This is a genomic window from Streptomyces sp. NBC_00096, assembly GCF_045041305.1.
Classification (GTDB): Bacteria; Actinomycetota; Actinomycetes; order Streptomycetales; family Streptomycetaceae; genus Streptomyces.
Map to the genome: position 1 here is coordinate 7,146,355 of NZ_CP108221.1, position 14,130 is coordinate 7,160,484.

The 14,130-nt window shown below is 71.8% G+C and carries 13 protein-coding genes and 1 pseudogene; 4 read left to right on the top strand and 10 right to left on the bottom strand.

Going from position 1 to position 14,130, the window contains the following annotated elements:
• Positions 1–29: 29 nt before the first annotated feature.
• From OG904_RS31890 to OG904_RS31900, 3 genes are read left to right on the top strand one after another with little or no spacing between them, the layout of a single operon-like run.
• Positions 30–1,277: a histidine kinase gene (locus OG904_RS31890; protein WP_405496974.1), complete on the top strand. Its 1,248-nt coding sequence runs from the start codon at positions 30–32 to the stop codon at positions 1,275–1,277.
• A complete protein-coding gene (locus OG904_RS31895; RefSeq protein ID WP_405496976.1) occupies positions 1,265–1,921 on the top strand; it encodes a response regulator in 657 nt (218 codons plus the stop codon). The genes OG904_RS31890 and OG904_RS31895 overlap by 13 nt, the downstream gene beginning before the upstream one ends.
• On the top strand, positions 1,918–2,742 hold the full coding sequence (locus OG904_RS31900) for a hypothetical protein (protein ID WP_405496978.1): 825 nt from the start codon (positions 1,918–1,920) through the stop codon (positions 2,740–2,742). The genes OG904_RS31895 and OG904_RS31900 overlap by 4 nt, the downstream gene beginning before the upstream one ends.
• A 3-nt stretch (positions 2,743–2,745) precedes the next feature.
• Here the strand turns inward: OG904_RS31900 and OG904_RS31905 are convergent, their stop codons facing one another.
• The 10 genes and pseudogenes from OG904_RS31905 to OG904_RS31950 form a co-directional block, all read right to left on the bottom strand.
• Entirely contained in the window at positions 2,746–4,164 is a 1,419-nt protein-coding gene (locus tag OG904_RS31905; protein ID WP_405496980.1) for a GH1 family beta-glucosidase, read from the bottom strand.
• 87 nt (positions 4,165–4,251) lie between these two features.
• Positions 4,252–5,085, bottom strand: a complete 834-nt coding sequence (locus OG904_RS31910) for a carbohydrate ABC transporter permease (protein WP_405496982.1) — start codon at positions 5,083–5,085, stop codon at positions 4,252–4,254.
• Positions 5,082–5,981 (bottom strand): carbohydrate ABC transporter permease, encoded by a 900-nt coding sequence (locus tag OG904_RS31915; RefSeq protein WP_405496984.1) that lies wholly within the window; start codon positions 5,979–5,981, stop codon positions 5,082–5,084. The genes OG904_RS31910 and OG904_RS31915 overlap by 4 nt, the downstream gene beginning before the upstream one ends.
• Positions 5,982–5,987: 6 nt before the next feature.
• A complete protein-coding gene (locus tag OG904_RS31920; protein ID WP_405496986.1) occupies positions 5,988–7,292 on the bottom strand; it encodes an ABC transporter substrate-binding protein in 1,305 nt (434 codons plus the stop codon).
• Positions 7,293–7,484: 192 nt separating this feature from the next.
• The gene (locus OG904_RS31925; RefSeq protein ID WP_405496988.1) at positions 7,485–8,537 is read right to left on the bottom strand and encodes a LacI family DNA-binding transcriptional regulator; all 1,053 of its coding nucleotides are present in this window, start codon (positions 8,535–8,537) and stop codon (positions 7,485–7,487) included.
• 170 nt (positions 8,538–8,707) lie between these two features.
• Positions 8,708–9,430 carry a DUF6545 domain-containing protein gene (locus OG904_RS31930; protein ID WP_405496990.1) on the bottom strand — a complete coding sequence of 241 codons (723 nt, stop codon included), beginning with the start codon at positions 9,428–9,430 and terminating at the stop codon, positions 8,708–8,710.
• A 62-nt stretch (positions 9,431–9,492) separates the two neighbouring features.
• A pseudogene (locus OG904_RS31935) lies at positions 9,493–10,203 on the bottom strand (MAB_1171c family putative transporter); the annotation flags it as partial.
• Complete coding sequence (locus tag OG904_RS31940) at positions 10,086–10,640, bottom strand: hypothetical protein (protein WP_405496992.1); 555 nt, start codon at positions 10,638–10,640, stop codon at positions 10,086–10,088. The pseudogene OG904_RS31935 and the gene OG904_RS31940, both read right to left, overlap by 118 nt.
• Positions 10,641–10,798: 158 nt before the next feature.
• The gene (locus OG904_RS31945; RefSeq protein WP_405496994.1) at positions 10,799–11,275 is read right to left on the bottom strand and encodes a hypothetical protein; all 477 of its coding nucleotides are present in this window, start codon (positions 11,273–11,275) and stop codon (positions 10,799–10,801) included.
• 130 nt (positions 11,276–11,405) lie between these two features.
• Entirely contained in the window at positions 11,406–12,878 is a 1,473-nt protein-coding gene (locus tag OG904_RS31950; protein ID WP_405496996.1) for a glycoside hydrolase family 16 protein, read from the bottom strand.
• A 380-nt stretch (positions 12,879–13,258) separates the two neighbouring features.
• Here OG904_RS31950 and OG904_RS31955 point away from each other — a divergent pair, with 380 nt between their 5' ends.
• On the top strand, positions 13,259–14,095 hold the full coding sequence (locus OG904_RS31955) for a serine protease (protein ID WP_405496998.1): 837 nt from the start codon (positions 13,259–13,261) through the stop codon (positions 14,093–14,095).
• Positions 14,096–14,130: the final 35 nt, after the last annotated feature.

Below are 14,130 nucleotides of genomic sequence, written 5' to 3' on the forward strand. Positions count from 1 at the left end.
GCCCTGGCCAGGGCGATTACCGTACTCACATGGAAAGTTCCGGCGCGCTGAGGCGTGCATTCGGCTGGGCCATGGCGCACGCGCCCTGGTCCGCATGGGCCTGGCGCAACACCGCCTTCACGGCGGCGGCGATCCCGCCCGCCCTGCCGCTCGCGCTCGGCTTCCTCATCCTCCTCACGGCCCCCGGGCACAGCCCTGTGCCCCTGCTCCTCGTCGTGGCCCTCTCCCCGCTCCTCACCGCCCTGCAGCGCAGCCGCTGCTGGTCGCTGCTCGGCATCGACATACCGCCCGTGGTCCGTGAGCACTCCCCGCGCAGCGTCCGCGGACTGACCGAGCGGCTGCGCTCCGAAGCGACGTGGCGCCAGTACGGCTACCACTTCCTGGTCAGCCCGCTAGCCGCCCTCGGCGGCGGCGTGCTCGTCCTCACCTGGACCGCCGGCGCCGTCTGCGCCACCGTCTACGCGTGGTCCTGGGCCCTGCCCGAGGCCAGCGGACCCGGCTGGACCCGGCAGTACGACCTGCTGACCACGGTCGGGGGCCTCCTCCTGCTGGCCGCACCCTGGTTCGCGGCCCTCCTGGGCCGGCTCGACTCCGGCGCGGCCCTCGCGCTCCTGGGCCCCAACCGGGCCCGCGAACTGGAACGACGCGTCGAGGACCTCGCCGAGAGCCGGGCCGGCGTCCTGGACGCCGCCGATCTCGAACGCCGCCGGATCGAGCGGGACCTGCACGACGGAGCCCAGCAGCGGCTGGTCGCCCTCGCCATGAACCTGGGCATAGCCCGCGCCACCCTCCCCGGACTGCCGTCCGAGGCCAAGGCCGTCATCGACGAGGCCCACCGGGAGGCGAAGGAGGCGATAGAGGAACTGAGCAGCCTCGTGCGGGGCCTGCACCCGGCCGTCCTGGAGGACCGGGGGCTCGACGCCGCGCTCTCCGGCATCGCCGCCCGCGCCCCGCTGCCCGTCGAGCTGACCGTGGACCTCCCCGTCCGCCCGGGCCCCACGGTGGAGGCCGTCGCCTACTTCGTCGTCTCCGAAGCCCTCGCCAACGTCGCCAAACACGCCCGCGCCAGCCGCTGTTCGGTCCTCGTGACCCGCACCGCCGCCGACGTACTGCGCCTCACCGTCAACGACGACGGAGTGGGCGGAGCCGACCCGGCCGGCGGCACCGGACTGACCGGCCTGCGCAAACGAGTAGGGTCAGTCGACGGAAACATCATGATCAACAGCCCCCTCGGGGGTCCGACCACCGTGACTGTGGAGCTGCCGTGCGGGCCGTGATCGCCGAGGACTCCGTCCTGCTGCGCATCGGACTGGTCAAAGTCCTCGAAATGGCGGGATTCGAGGTGGCCGCCGAAACCGGCGACGCCGAAACCCTCCTGGCCGCCGTCGACGAGCACCGGCCCCAACTCGCCCTCGTCGACGTCCGGATGCCACCCGGATTCACCGACGAAGGCGTCCGCGCCGCCCTCATGATCCGGCAGCAGAGCCCCGACACCGCCGTCCTGCTCCTCTCCCAGTTCGTCGAGGAGCGCTACGCCGCGGACCTGCTGGCCGCCCCGAGCAGCTCCGGCATCGGCTACCTCCTCAAACAACGCGTCGCCGACGTGGAGGAGTTCATCGAGGCCCTGCGCCGGGTCGCCGCCGGCGGCACCGCGCTGGACCCGCAGGTCGTGGCGCAGCTCCTGCTGCGCCGCGGTGGCGGCCCCGACCCGCTCGAACGCCTCACCCCGCGCGAGCGCGAGGTGCTGGCCCTGATGGCGGAAGGCCGCTCCAACACCGGGATCGCCACAGAACTCGTCGTGAGCGAGAGCGCCGTGGCCAAACACATCAACAACATCTTCGCCAAACTCGACCTGCCCGTCGCCGACGGCGACCACCGCCGGGTCCTCGCGGTCCTGCGCTTCCTGGACGGCACCCCGTGACACCGCCCGCGGCCGGGACGCCCGGCCGCCCCCGGCACCGGCTCGCCTGGATCCTCGCCGCCCTCCTCGGCGCGGTCTTCGTGGTCCTGCCCGCCGCCTTGCAGGCCGGAGCGTACGGGGCCACCCGCACGGGCACCCTGCGCGGCGGCAGCGCGGGACACCCGGTGACCGCCCTGCACATCACGGGAGCCGACACGAACATCACGGTCCGCCCGCGCGGGGACCAGCAGGTCGGCTACCGCGCCGAGATCGCCTGGTCGCGCAGGAAGCCCGTCATCGTGGAGAGCTGGCAGGACGGCACCCTCACCCTCACCCCGCACTGTCCCGATGACGACTCCGTCCTGGGCGCCGCGCTCTCCTGTTCCGTCCAGCTCGGGGTCACCGTTCCCGCCGGTCTCCCGGTCACGGTCACCGCGGACTCCGGCCGCGTCGACATCAGCGGCCTCGGCGGCGCAGTGGACGTCAGGGTCGACTCCGGGCAGGTCCGCCTCAGCGCGATACGCGGTGCGGTCCGGGCCCGCGTGGGCTCCGGCAGGCTGGTTGCCACGGCCCTCACCTCGCCCGAGTTCGGGCTCGCCGTCGGATCGGGCCGGGCCGCCGTCGACTTCCTCGCCCCGCCCGGGGAGGTGACCGCCGACATCGGAGACGGCCGCCTCGCCCTCACCGTGCCCGAGGCCACCGCCTTCCGGGTCACCACCCGGACCGGCTCGGGCCGCATCGACCTCGCACCCGCACTCTCCGACCCCGGCGCCGCGCGCACCCTGGACCTCGGCGTCGGCTCCGGCCGCGTCGACGCCCGGTACCTGGACCTGCTGCCCTGAACCTCACGGCGCGAGTCCGCCCCGGGCGATGACCTCCGCGTACCAGCGCGCACTGTCCTTCGGTGTGCGCCGCTGCGTCGCGAAGTCGACGTGGACGATACCGAACCGCTTGCTGTAGCCGTACGCCCACTCGAAGTTGTCCAGGAGCGACCACACGAAGTATCCGCGCACGTCCGCCCCGTCGGCGATCGCCCGGTGCACGGCCGCCAGATGCCCCCGCAGATAGGCGATCCGCTCCGGATCGTGCACCGCCCCCTCCGGATCGGCGTGGTCCCCGTACGCCGCGCCGTTCTCCGTGATCAGCAGCGGCACCCCGGGCAGCTCGTCGCGCAGCCGCGTCAGCAGCTCGTACAGCCCGCCCGGATCCACGGGCCAGTCCATCGCCGTACGGGGCCCCGGCGCGGGCAGGAACCGTACGCGGCCCCCGGCCCCCGGCCAGGGGGACGGCTCCGGCTCCCCGTCCGGGGTGCCCGGGCCGGCGGCCGCGACCACCGTGGGGGAGTAGTAGTTCAGGCCCAGCCAGTCGATCGGCTCGGCCGTCACGGCCAGATCGCCGTCCCGGACGAAGGACCAGTCCGTGAGCGCGGCGGTATCGCGGACGAGATCGGCCGGAAGCCGCCCGTGGAACACCGGATCGAGGAAGATCCGGTTGCCTACCGCGTCGATCCGCCGCGCCGCGTCCACATCGGCGGCCGCGTCCGTCAGCGGCCGCACCACGTGCGCGTTGAGCGTCAGCGAGACCTCCGCCGACCGGGGCAGGGCCGCGCGCAGCGCCCGTACGCCCAGCCCGTGGGCCAGGTTGAGATGGTGAGCGGCCCGCAACGCGGCCTCGGGCTCCGTGCGGCCGGGCGCGTGCACACCCGAGGCGTAGCCGAGGAAGGCCGCGCACCACGGTTCGTTGAGCGTGGTCCAGCTCGCCACCCGGTCTCCGAGCGCCCCCGCGACGTGGCCCGCGTACTCGGCGAACCGCTCGGCGGTGTCACGGTGCGGCCAGCCGCCGGCGTCCTCCAGTTCCTGGGGCAGGTCCCAGTGGTAGAGCGTGGCCACCGGCCGGATCCCCGCCTCCAGCAGCGTGTCCACCAGCCGCCGGTAGAAGTCGAGCCCGCGCCGCTCGGCGGGGCCCCGCCCGGTGGGCTGCACCCGCGGCCAGGCCACCGAGAATCGGTAGTCGCTCATGCCGAGCCGCCGCATCAGGCCCACGTCCTCGGCCATCCGGTGGTAGTGGTCGGCGGCCGTGTCACCGGTGTCGCCGCCCAGGACCTTGCCCGGGATCCGGCTGAAGGTGTCCCAGATCGAGGGCGTCCGTCCGTCCAGCGCGGCGGCGCCCTCGATCTGATAGGCGGCCGTTGCCGTGCCCCACCGGAACCCGGGGGGAAAGCGGAGCGCGGCCCCCGGAGCGGGGGGCGCGTCGACAGTGGTCATGGAGGGACTCCTGGGGGGAAGGCGTCGGGGGAGGAGGAGGTAGGAGGAAGAGGTGGGAGGAGAAACGGTGCGGAGGCGCGAGGGGTCTCAGCCCTTGACCGCGCCCTGCATGATGCCGCCCACGATCTGACGGCCCAGCAGACCGAAGACCAGCAGCACCGGCAGGGTGCCGAGCAGGGTGCCCGCCATGATCACGGACTGGTCGTGGACGTATCCGCCGCCCAGCTGCCGCAGCGCCACCTGCACGGTCGGCTCCTGTGAGGACAGCGCGACCACCGGCCAGAAGAAGTCGTTCCAGGCCGTCATGAAGGTCAGCAGACCGAGCACGGCCATGGCCGGCCGGGCCACCGGCACCACGATCGACCAGAAGACGCGGGCGTACGAGGCCCCGTCGACCCGGGCCGCCTCGATCAGCTCGTCCGGCAGCGACTGCGCGAGGAACTGCCGCATGAAGAACACGCCGAAGGCGGAGACCAGCCCGGGCAGTACGACGGCCTGGAGCTGGTTCACCCAGTGCAGCTTCACGATCAGCATGAACAGCGGGATCACCCCCAGCTGCGGCGGGATCATCATCGACGCGACGACGGTGCTCAGCAGTGCGCCGCGCCCCCGGAATCGCAGCTTGGCGAAGGCGAAACCGGCGAGCGTGGAGCACAGCACCGTGCCGACGGTGATCGCACCGGACACGATCAGGGAGTTGAGGAGGGCCTTGCCGATGTCCGCCTCCTCCAGGACCGCCTGGAGGTTGACCAGGAGCCTGGGTCCGGGGAGCAGCGCGGGCACCGGCCGCGCCAGATCGGCATTGGAGCGGCTGGCCGCGACCAGGGTCCAGTACAGCGGGAACGCCGACAGCGCCACCGCGCAGACCAGCACCGCGTAGGTCAGCCGGCCACCGCGCCGGGCTGCGGGGGAGGAACTCATCGGCCGGCCTCCTTGGGGGAACGGCGGCGCGCGAAGAGGGCGTTGACCCCGACCAGCGCCACGATCAGCAGGAACATCACCCAGGCGATGGCCGCCGCCCGGCCCAGGTGGAAGAAGCCCCAGCCCTGCTCGTACATGTACAGGCCGAGCGTCTGGTACTGGTGGGAGATGCCCCCGGAAACGGAGCCCTCGAAGAGCAGCGGCTCCCCGAAGAGCTGGGTGGCGCCGATGGTGGAGACCACCACCGTGAACACGATGGTGGGACGCAGGCCGGGCAGCGTCACGTGGAGGAACTGCCGCCATCTGGAAGCCCCGTCTACCTCGGCCGCCTCGTACAGCTCGCCGGGGATGGACTGCATGCCCGCCAGATAGATCAGCGTGTTGTAGCCGGTCCAGCGCCACACCACGATGGACGACACGGCGATCTGCGAGGCCGCCGTCCCGGTTTGCCAGTCCACCGGGTCGAAACCGACCAGCCCCAGCAGGGTGTTGACGAGACCGAAGTCCCGGCCGAAGAGCTGCGCGAAGATCAGCGACGCCGCGGCCACGGAGGTCGCGTACGGCAGCAGCAGCGCGGTGCGGAAGAAGGTCCTGGCCCGCAGACGGTAGTTGAGGACGTGGGCCAGTCCCAGGGCGATCAGCAGCTGCGGCAGCGTGGAGAGCACGCCGATGGTGAAGGTGTTGCGCAGGGCCGTCCAGAAGAACGGATCGGTGAACAGGGCGGTGTAGTTGTCCGGCCCGCGCCACTCCATTTCGCCGGGACTCTGGAGCTCGACGCGGTAGACGGAGACGTACGCCGTATAGAGGAGCGGGAACAGCCCGAAGGCGGCGAAGAGGGTGAAGAAGGGGGCGACGAAGGCGTACGGGGCGATGGCCCTGCGGCCGGTACGGGTCACGGTGGCTCAGCCCAGGGCGTTCTTGACGGCCTTCTTCGCGTTCGACCATGCCGTCTCCGGCGGCGTGCCCTTGCGCTCCACCTCGCTCAGCGCGTTGGTGATCTGGTCGGCGACGTCCTTGTCGTGCACCCCCAGCACCTGGACCGGGGACTTTTCGGCGGCGTCGCCGAAGATCTGCCCGATCGGGGCGTCCGAGAAGTAGGGGTCCCTGGCGTCCGCGATCTGCTCGATGGCCTTGACGGCGGAGGGGAAGTTGCCCTGCTTGCGGAAGAGCACGGTCTGCTGTTCGGGCGCGGTCAGCCACTTCACCAGCTCGTAGGCCTCCTTCTTGTGCCGGGCGGCCCGGGGGACCGCGAGGTAGGAGCCGCCCCAGTTGCCCGCGCCGCCGGGCAGCTTCGCCACGTCCCATTTGCCCTTGCCCGCGTCCCCGGCCTGCCCCTTGATGTAGCCGAGCATCCAGGCGGGGCAGGGCATGGTGGCGAAGGAGCCGGAGGAGAAGGCCTGGTTCCACGGTGGGGACCACTGGTCCAGCTTGGCGCTGAGCCCGTCCGCGGAGGCCTTGACCGAGGCGTCCCAGGCGGACTTCACCGCGGGGCTGTTCTCGTAGATCAGGGCGCCCGAGGCGTCGTAGTAGCGCTCCTTCGCCTGGCCGACCATGACGGCGTTCAGGCTGTTGACGCTGTCCAGCCAGGAGCTGCCGGCCGGCGCCTTGGTCTTGTACTGCCGGCCGAGCTCCAGATAGCCGTCCCAGGTCGCCCACGCGGTGGCCAGTTCCGTGCGGTCGGTGGGCAGACCCGCCGCTTTGAAGAGGTCGGTGCGGTAGCACATGGCCTCGGGACCGACATCGGTGCCCAGACCGAGCACCTTGCCGTCCCCGGTCGTCGCGGCCGCCCACTTGGCCTCGGCGAACTCGCCCTGGAGGGCGGCCGCTCCGTACTCCTTGAGGTCCGCGAACTTGTCGGCCTGCTTCTGCGTCACCGAGGCTATCCGCCCCATCTCGAGGGCCTGGACGTCGGCCAGCCCGCCGCCGCCGGCGAGCCGGGTCTGGAGGGACTTCCAGTAATCCTGCTCGTCCTCGGTGTCCGTCTGCTTGATCTTGACGTTCGGGTGGAGCCGCTCGTACTCGGCGTAGAGCCCGGCCTCCTGGTAGCCGAAGGCGCCGAACAGGTCGACGGTGAGCGTGACCTGCCCACCCGAGCCCTCCGGGGAGTTGGCGTCGGACCCGGATCCGCAGGCGGTCAGGAGGGCCCCGGTCAGGGCCACGGCACCGAGGCGGAGCGTGGTTCTCCGGGCGGCTCGGGGGTTGGACATGGTGCGGCCTCCTCGGTTTGGCGGATGCATGGGTTCCGAGAGGGATTTGAGAGCGCTCTCAGAACGCGACTGGAGCGTGCACCCCACAGCGGCACCCCGTCAAGAGCCGTGCGCCGGACAGCCGGGAATCTCCCCGTTCACCGGGAGGAGACGGCGAGTTGGGGCCTGGACGACCCAGGCCGCCTATGCCGCCTAGGCCGAGCCGCGGCGTACCAGTGAGGTCGGGGTGATCACCGAGGCCGGTACTCCGAGCGCGGCATGCGTCTTGTCCAGGGAGCGCAGCAGCAGCCGGGCCATCAGGCGGCCCATGCCTTCGATGTCCTGGCGCACGGTGGTCAGCGGCGGATCGGTGCTCTCCGCCACGAGCTCGGCGTCGTCGAAGCCGACCAGCGCCACGTCCCCGGGCACGGACCGGCCCCGCTCGCGCAGTACGCCCAGCGCGCCCGTCGCCATCAGGTCGTTCGCGGCGAACACCGCGTCGAGATCGGGGCAGCGCTCCAGCAGCTCGCCCATCGCCCGGGCCCCGCCGGCCGCGGTGAAGTCCCCCTCGGCGATGAGCGCGGGATCGGCGTCGAGCAGTACGTCGCGGTACCCGTCGAGCCGGTCCATCGCCGAAGTCTGGTCCAGCGGACCGGCGATGTGCGCGATCTGCCGTCGCCCCCGGGACAGCAGGTACCGTACGGCCTCGCGCGCGCCCCCGCGGTTGTCGGCGTCCACGTACGCCACCGGACCGGACTCCCCGGCTCCACCGCCCTGCCCCGTCCAGCCGGGCCGGCCGCCGTAGACGGTCGGCATGCCGATGCGCCGGGTGATCGCGGGCAGCGGGTCGTCCGTGTGCAGCGAGAAGGCGAGCGCGCCGTCGACGTGGCCGCCCGCCAGATAGCGCTCGATCCGGTCGTAGTCCCCGCGGTCCTCGACCAGCAGCAGCACCAGCTGTGTGTCGTGCGCGGTCAGTTCCTTGCTGATGCCGCGGACCTGGCGGGAGAAGAACGGGTCGGAGAAGATCCGGATCTCCGGCTCGGCGATGATCACGGCGACCGCGCCGGTGCGCCGGGTCACCAGGGTGCGCGCCGCGTGGTTGGGCACGTAGCCGAGCTCCACGATGGCCGCGCGGACCTTGTCGACCAGATGCGGCCGGACCCCGTCACCGCCGTTGACGACCCGGGACGCGGTGGCCCGGGACACCCCGGCGTGCGCCGCCACGGCCTCCAGCGTGGGCCGGTCGGCGGGAAGCTGTTCGGCCACGGGGCGCTCCTCTGTGCGGGTCCGGGGACGGTCCGGGCCCGGTTTTTGCGGGCCCTGCCGGACCAGCAGCGTAACCCGGGGCGCCGGGAGGGCGGAGAGCGCTCCCGGAGATACGGGAGCACGCGTCCGGCCGACGCCGAGGACGGCACCCGGCCCTCCCGGTGCCGGGGTCAGCCCCCGGAGTCGGGAGCGGTCGGCGCCACAGGCGCGGCAGGGTCGTGAGGTCCGGGAGGTCCAACAGGCCGGGCAGGCCCAACAGGCCGGGCAGGCCCAACAGGCCCGTGAATCCCGGCAGACCCAACAGGCCCAACAGGGCGGGGAGCATCAGCAGGCCTGGGGGCACCAGCAGGTCCGGCAAGCCCAGTAGGTCCGGCAGCCCCAACAGCCCCAACAGGCTCCGCATCCACCCGCAGCGCCTCGGCGGCCGCCCGGGTCGCCGGCGACCGGAGCGCCACGGCGACCTTCCGCAGCCACTCGGCCTCGGCGTCCAGGTCGCCGCCCTCCCGCACCACGGCCCGTTCGGGGAACCGGGGCGGCTCACCGGCGCGTTCGGCCCGTGCGGCGTGGAGCAGTACGGCCGCCTCGGCCGTCGCCTCGCGCTCGGTGCCGCCCGGTCCCGCGTCGGCCAGGGCGGACCGGACGGCCTCGCGCTGGTGTTCCGAGACGTGACCGGACAACGCGAGGGCGCTGTCCCGGATTTCGATCACGTAGCGGTACCGGACCAGTTCGGCGTCCTTGCGCAGGCCCCCGGGGAGCGGGAGGACGACCTCGGGCGTGGACTGCGTGAGCAGCTGCCAGAGGGGGCGGATGGCCCGCACCTGCCTGCGCAGCCGGACGCGCTTCGCGCCCTCGGCGAGGAACGGCCAGCAGACGCTCGCGACGAGCAGCAGCAAGGTGCAGGCCAGCAGGGTCTGCGTGATGCGACCACCCCAGTGCCGCCGGGAAGCTCCCGGCCGCCGAACGCGGCCACGAGGTTGACCAGCCGGTGGACGACGTACAGCAGCCCGGAGCAGCAGGCCAGCCCCAGCAACTGCATCGAGGTCCGGGACGGTCCGGGGGAGGCGTGCCGTCCGTACCTCCAGCACAGGCGGATCGCGCTCGTCACCCCGTACAGGATGTAGCCGAGGAAGATCAGCCAGTAGACCGTGATGGTCGGCGACCGGGTCACCGTCACGAGATCGGTCTCCCCGTCCGGAAGCGGGCTCGCGAAGAAGGCGACGACCAGCCCCGCCTGCGCGAGGCCCAGCAGGATCCAGCGCAGGGCCGCCCTGCGGTGACCGCGGGTCCCGGTCGCCTCGCGGATGAACTCGAAGAGCGCTCCCATCGCGCACAGCGACAGCATGTGGACCGGCAGGTTCGTGAAGCTCGGCAGTCCCACCGCCGCGTCGATGACCCGGCGCACGGCCGGAACGCCGATGCCGAACGCGACGGCCCAGATCATCCACATCGTCCACATGACGCGGTCCTGCCGGGGCGCCGAGCGGAGCCCCGGGGCCTTGAAGCAGACGAACAGCCACAGGGGCGGTACGACGACGAAATCGAAGAGCCTCAAAGCGACCTCGGTGCGGTACGGCGGGACAAGGCGCCGATCACCCGGTTGAGGGTGTCGGCCGTATCGGGGGGAGCCGTTGCCAGGGCGGCGGGTGCCACGCTGAAGTGCTGCCACATCACCGAGGCGAGCAGTTCGGCCTCCTGCTCCTGCCGCGTCGTCGCCTGCGTCCGGGTGCGCCCCAGCAGCCGGGCGGCCATGGCCGGGTCCAGGTCCGGGAAGAGCTGCTCGAGCATCGCGGGCTCGGGGGCGGTGGATTCGCGGTGGTCGAGCAGGATGTGGGCGAGCTCGTGCAGGATGATGTGCGTCTGGTGGGGACGGCTCGTCACCACGTTGTAGTAGACGTGGTCGGCGGCGGCGAACGACACCCACATGCCGCAGACTCCCGCTCCCGCGGGCATGACGGCGGGCATCGGAAGGAGTCGCAGCGGCCGGCCCCGCTCCGCGGCGATCGCCGCGCAGAGCTCTTCGACTTCGAAGGGGTGGGAGAGGGAGAAGCGCCCGATCAGAGTCCGGTACTTCGCCTTCAGCGCGCGCCAGTCATGGCGGTTCATGCTCCCCCAACGCCCTCTCGCCGCGCATCCGGCCGTGCGGATCCGCACGGCCGTTCGATCTTCCCCGTCCGACTCTACACAGCGAACCCATCGGGAATTCGCGGGAACCCGCAGCTCAGGATGGGGACGGACAGGCCCACCGGCGGACTGGTGGAACGTTACGGCCGGCCCGCGTCGGCGGCGTCCCCCTGCTCGATGAGGGAACGGACCGCCTCGATCCCCTGCGTGGACATCGTTGCCACCGCCGCCGCCCGCAGCGCCACCGAGCGCACGTCGTTCGCGCGCATCGCCGCGATCAGCGCGAGCTGGGCCGACACCCGGGCCTCGACCTCGTCGTCGATGAAGTACGCGAGCGGTACGCCGAAGAACTCGCCCAGCACGCGGAGCGTTCCCACGGTCGGGTTGGGTGCCTTGCCCTTGGCGAGGGCCCACAGACGACCGACCGACAGCTTCCCGTCGTTGGGACCGGCGGCCTTCTTGATCCCGTCGACCACCTCCTGGAGCGTGAACCGCCTTCCCAGTGGCTGCACGTAGCTGAAGAGGTACTCGATCCGCCGGCCGAGCAGGTCCGCTTCCGGGTCGGACGCGACCTCTCCGGCCTCGCTTCCGGGCGGTTCCGGTCCCTCATCGATCATTCCTGCTCCCCTCATACCGGTTGGCCCGACTCTATCCGCCACGCCGGGCGCGGACGCAGGTAGTACCGGTCCGGTCCCGGTGGGAGACCCCGCGGAACCTCCGGGTCCTGCGCCCGCGCCGATGCGGTGCTCAGTGTCCGAAGTCGAACCAGTTGAGGTTCACGTAGTCGGCCGGCTGGCCACTGGTGAAGGTCAGGTACACGTCGTGCCTGCCCGTGACGCCGGTGATGTTGGCCGGTACGGTCCTCCAGCTCTGCCAGCCGCCGGTACCCGCCACCGCGAAGCTGCCGACCGGCGCGTTCGTCCGGCTGTCGAGCCGGACTTCCACGAGCCCGCTCACGCCGCCTGCCGCGCCGCCGGCGACGCGGCCGTAGAACTGGGTCGCGGCGCCGGTGCCGAAGTCGACGCCCTTGTACTGGGCCCAGTCGCCGTTGCCGATGGTGGTGAGGTCCTGGCCGCCGCCGGTGTCGGTGGTGGTCTCCCTGGACGTCCCGGACTGGCTGTCGTAGGACTCGGCCTGGATGGCGGAGTACGCGTCGCGGTTGCCGGGCGGCGGGGTGGTGGGAGGCGTCGTCGGAGGGGTGGTGGGCGGGGTCGTGGGCGGAGTGGTCGGCGGTGTGCTCGGGGGAGTGGTCGGCGGGGAGCTCGTGCCGCCCGTGGACCGCAGTACGGAGACGTAGTCGACCACCATCGGGTGGCCCGGCTGGGTCCCCGCGTCGGGTCCGCCGCCGAAGGCGTCCGGGAACGCCCCGCCCATGGCCACGTTCAGGATGATGAAGTAGCCGTGGTTCGTCGCGTTGGCCCAGGTCGTGGCGTCCACCTGATCGGCCCGTACCGTGTGGAAGTTGACCCCGTCGAGGGAGAAGCGCATCTCCTCCACGGCGGTGGACCGGTCCCACTCCACCGCGTAGGTGTGGAAGCCGCCCTGGCAGGTGGTGCCGGTGCAGACGCGCTGGCCGCCGATGCCGGTCGTCTCGTTGCACGGGCCGCCGGGGCTCGTGCCGCAGTGCATCGTGGCCCACTCGTTGTTGATGCCCTGGACGTTCTCCATGATGTCGAGCTCGCCGATGCCGGGCCAGTTCCACCAGTTGCCGCGGTAGGGCGCCCCCAGCATCCAGAACGCCGGCCAGTAGCCCTTGGCCGCGGCGCCCGTCACCTCGGGCATCTGGATGCGGGCTTCCGTGCGCAGCTTTCCGCCCGGCGGGGGCTGGAAGTCGGAGCGCTTGGTCTCGACGCGGCCGGAGGTCCAGTTGCCCGCGGCGTCGCGGCGCGGGGTGATGCGCAGGTTGCCCGCGCCGTCGAGGGAGACGTTGGCGGTGTCGGCGGTCATGGTCTCGACCTCGCCGGTGCCGAAGCCCGCCGGGCCGCCGGGGTAGCTCGTGCCGGTGGTGTACTGCCAGTCGGCGGTGTTCACCCCGGAGCCGGCGGCCCCGTTGAACTCGTCCAGGAAGACCTGGGACCAGCCCGACGGGACCGGCGGCGCGGCGGCGTTGGCGGGAAGGGTGACGACGGCGGCGGTCGCGGCGGCCACCGCCACGCTGCTCAGCGCGGCGATGACGGCCCGTCTGACCGACTGCCGTCCTCTGCCTGATGTCGGACGCATGGATGCCCTCTCGGGGGTGTGGGGGGATGTGGGGGATGGGGGTGGGTGTGCGGATGGGGATGGGGATGGGGATGGGGATGGGCGATGCGGGGGTAGGTGGTCCGGTCCCTTCTTCGGAGCAGCGCTTGAGAGCGCTCTCAAGCCGTACCGGTGGTCACTGTGCTCCCCGCCCCCGGGGCCGTCAAGGGATCGGGCGGGAATGGCGCCGGACTCCGCACCGGCTACCGGCCGGCGGGCCGCGCTCGCAAGCCTGATTAAGGCCGTTCCGTCATCGGCGGGCAACTGCACTGACCCTCTTGTGAGTTGGGCTTGTGGTCCTAACAATGCGCATGACAACCGGAGGATCTTCGGTTGCGTTGTCACCAGAGGGGAACCCCCACATGAACAAGCCTCTCGCCGGCGCCGCGTTCGCCCTGCTCCTCACCGGAGCGGTGGCCGCACCGGCCGTGGCCCAGGCACCCCGGGACACGGCCACCCGGGCCGTCGCGGTCAACTTCGCCGGCACGGTCGCGCTGAGCAACTGCTCGGGCTCCGTGGTCCGCGTGCCGAACTCGCTGCCGTCCGACCCCGCGCTCGTCCTGTCCAACGGCCACTGTCTGGAGTCCGGCATGCCGGCGGCCGGGCAGGTCATCAAGGACAAGGCGTCCAGCCGCTCCTTCTCGCTGCTCAACGCGTCGGGCTCCAAGGTCGCGACGCTGCGCGCGAGCAAGATCTCGTACGCCACGATGACCGACACCGACATCTCGATCTACCAGCTGACCAAGACCTACGCCCAGATCAGCAGCCAGTACGGCATCAACGCCCTCACCCTGAACGACGCCCACCCGGTGCAGGGCACGGCCATCAAGGTGGTGTCCGGGTACTGGAAGCGCACGTACAGCTGCAACGTCGACGGGTTCGCCTACCGCCTCAAGGAGGGCGAGTGGACCTGGAAGGACTCCCTGCGCTACACCTCGGCGTGCAACACCATCGGCGGCACCTCCGGCTCCCCGGTGATCGACACGGCGACGGGCAAGGTCGTGGCCGTGAACAACACGGGCAACGAGGACGGCGGGAGGTGCACGCTGAACAACCCGTGCGAGGTGGACCAGAACGGCGCGGTGACGGTCCGCCAGGGCATCAACTACGCCGAGCAGACCTACATCATCGTCCCCTGCGTGGGCCCCGGTAACGCGATCGACCTCACCCGCGCCGGCTGCACCCTCCCGAAGCAGTAGCGAACGCGCAGGGGCCCGCCCGGAATCCGGACGGG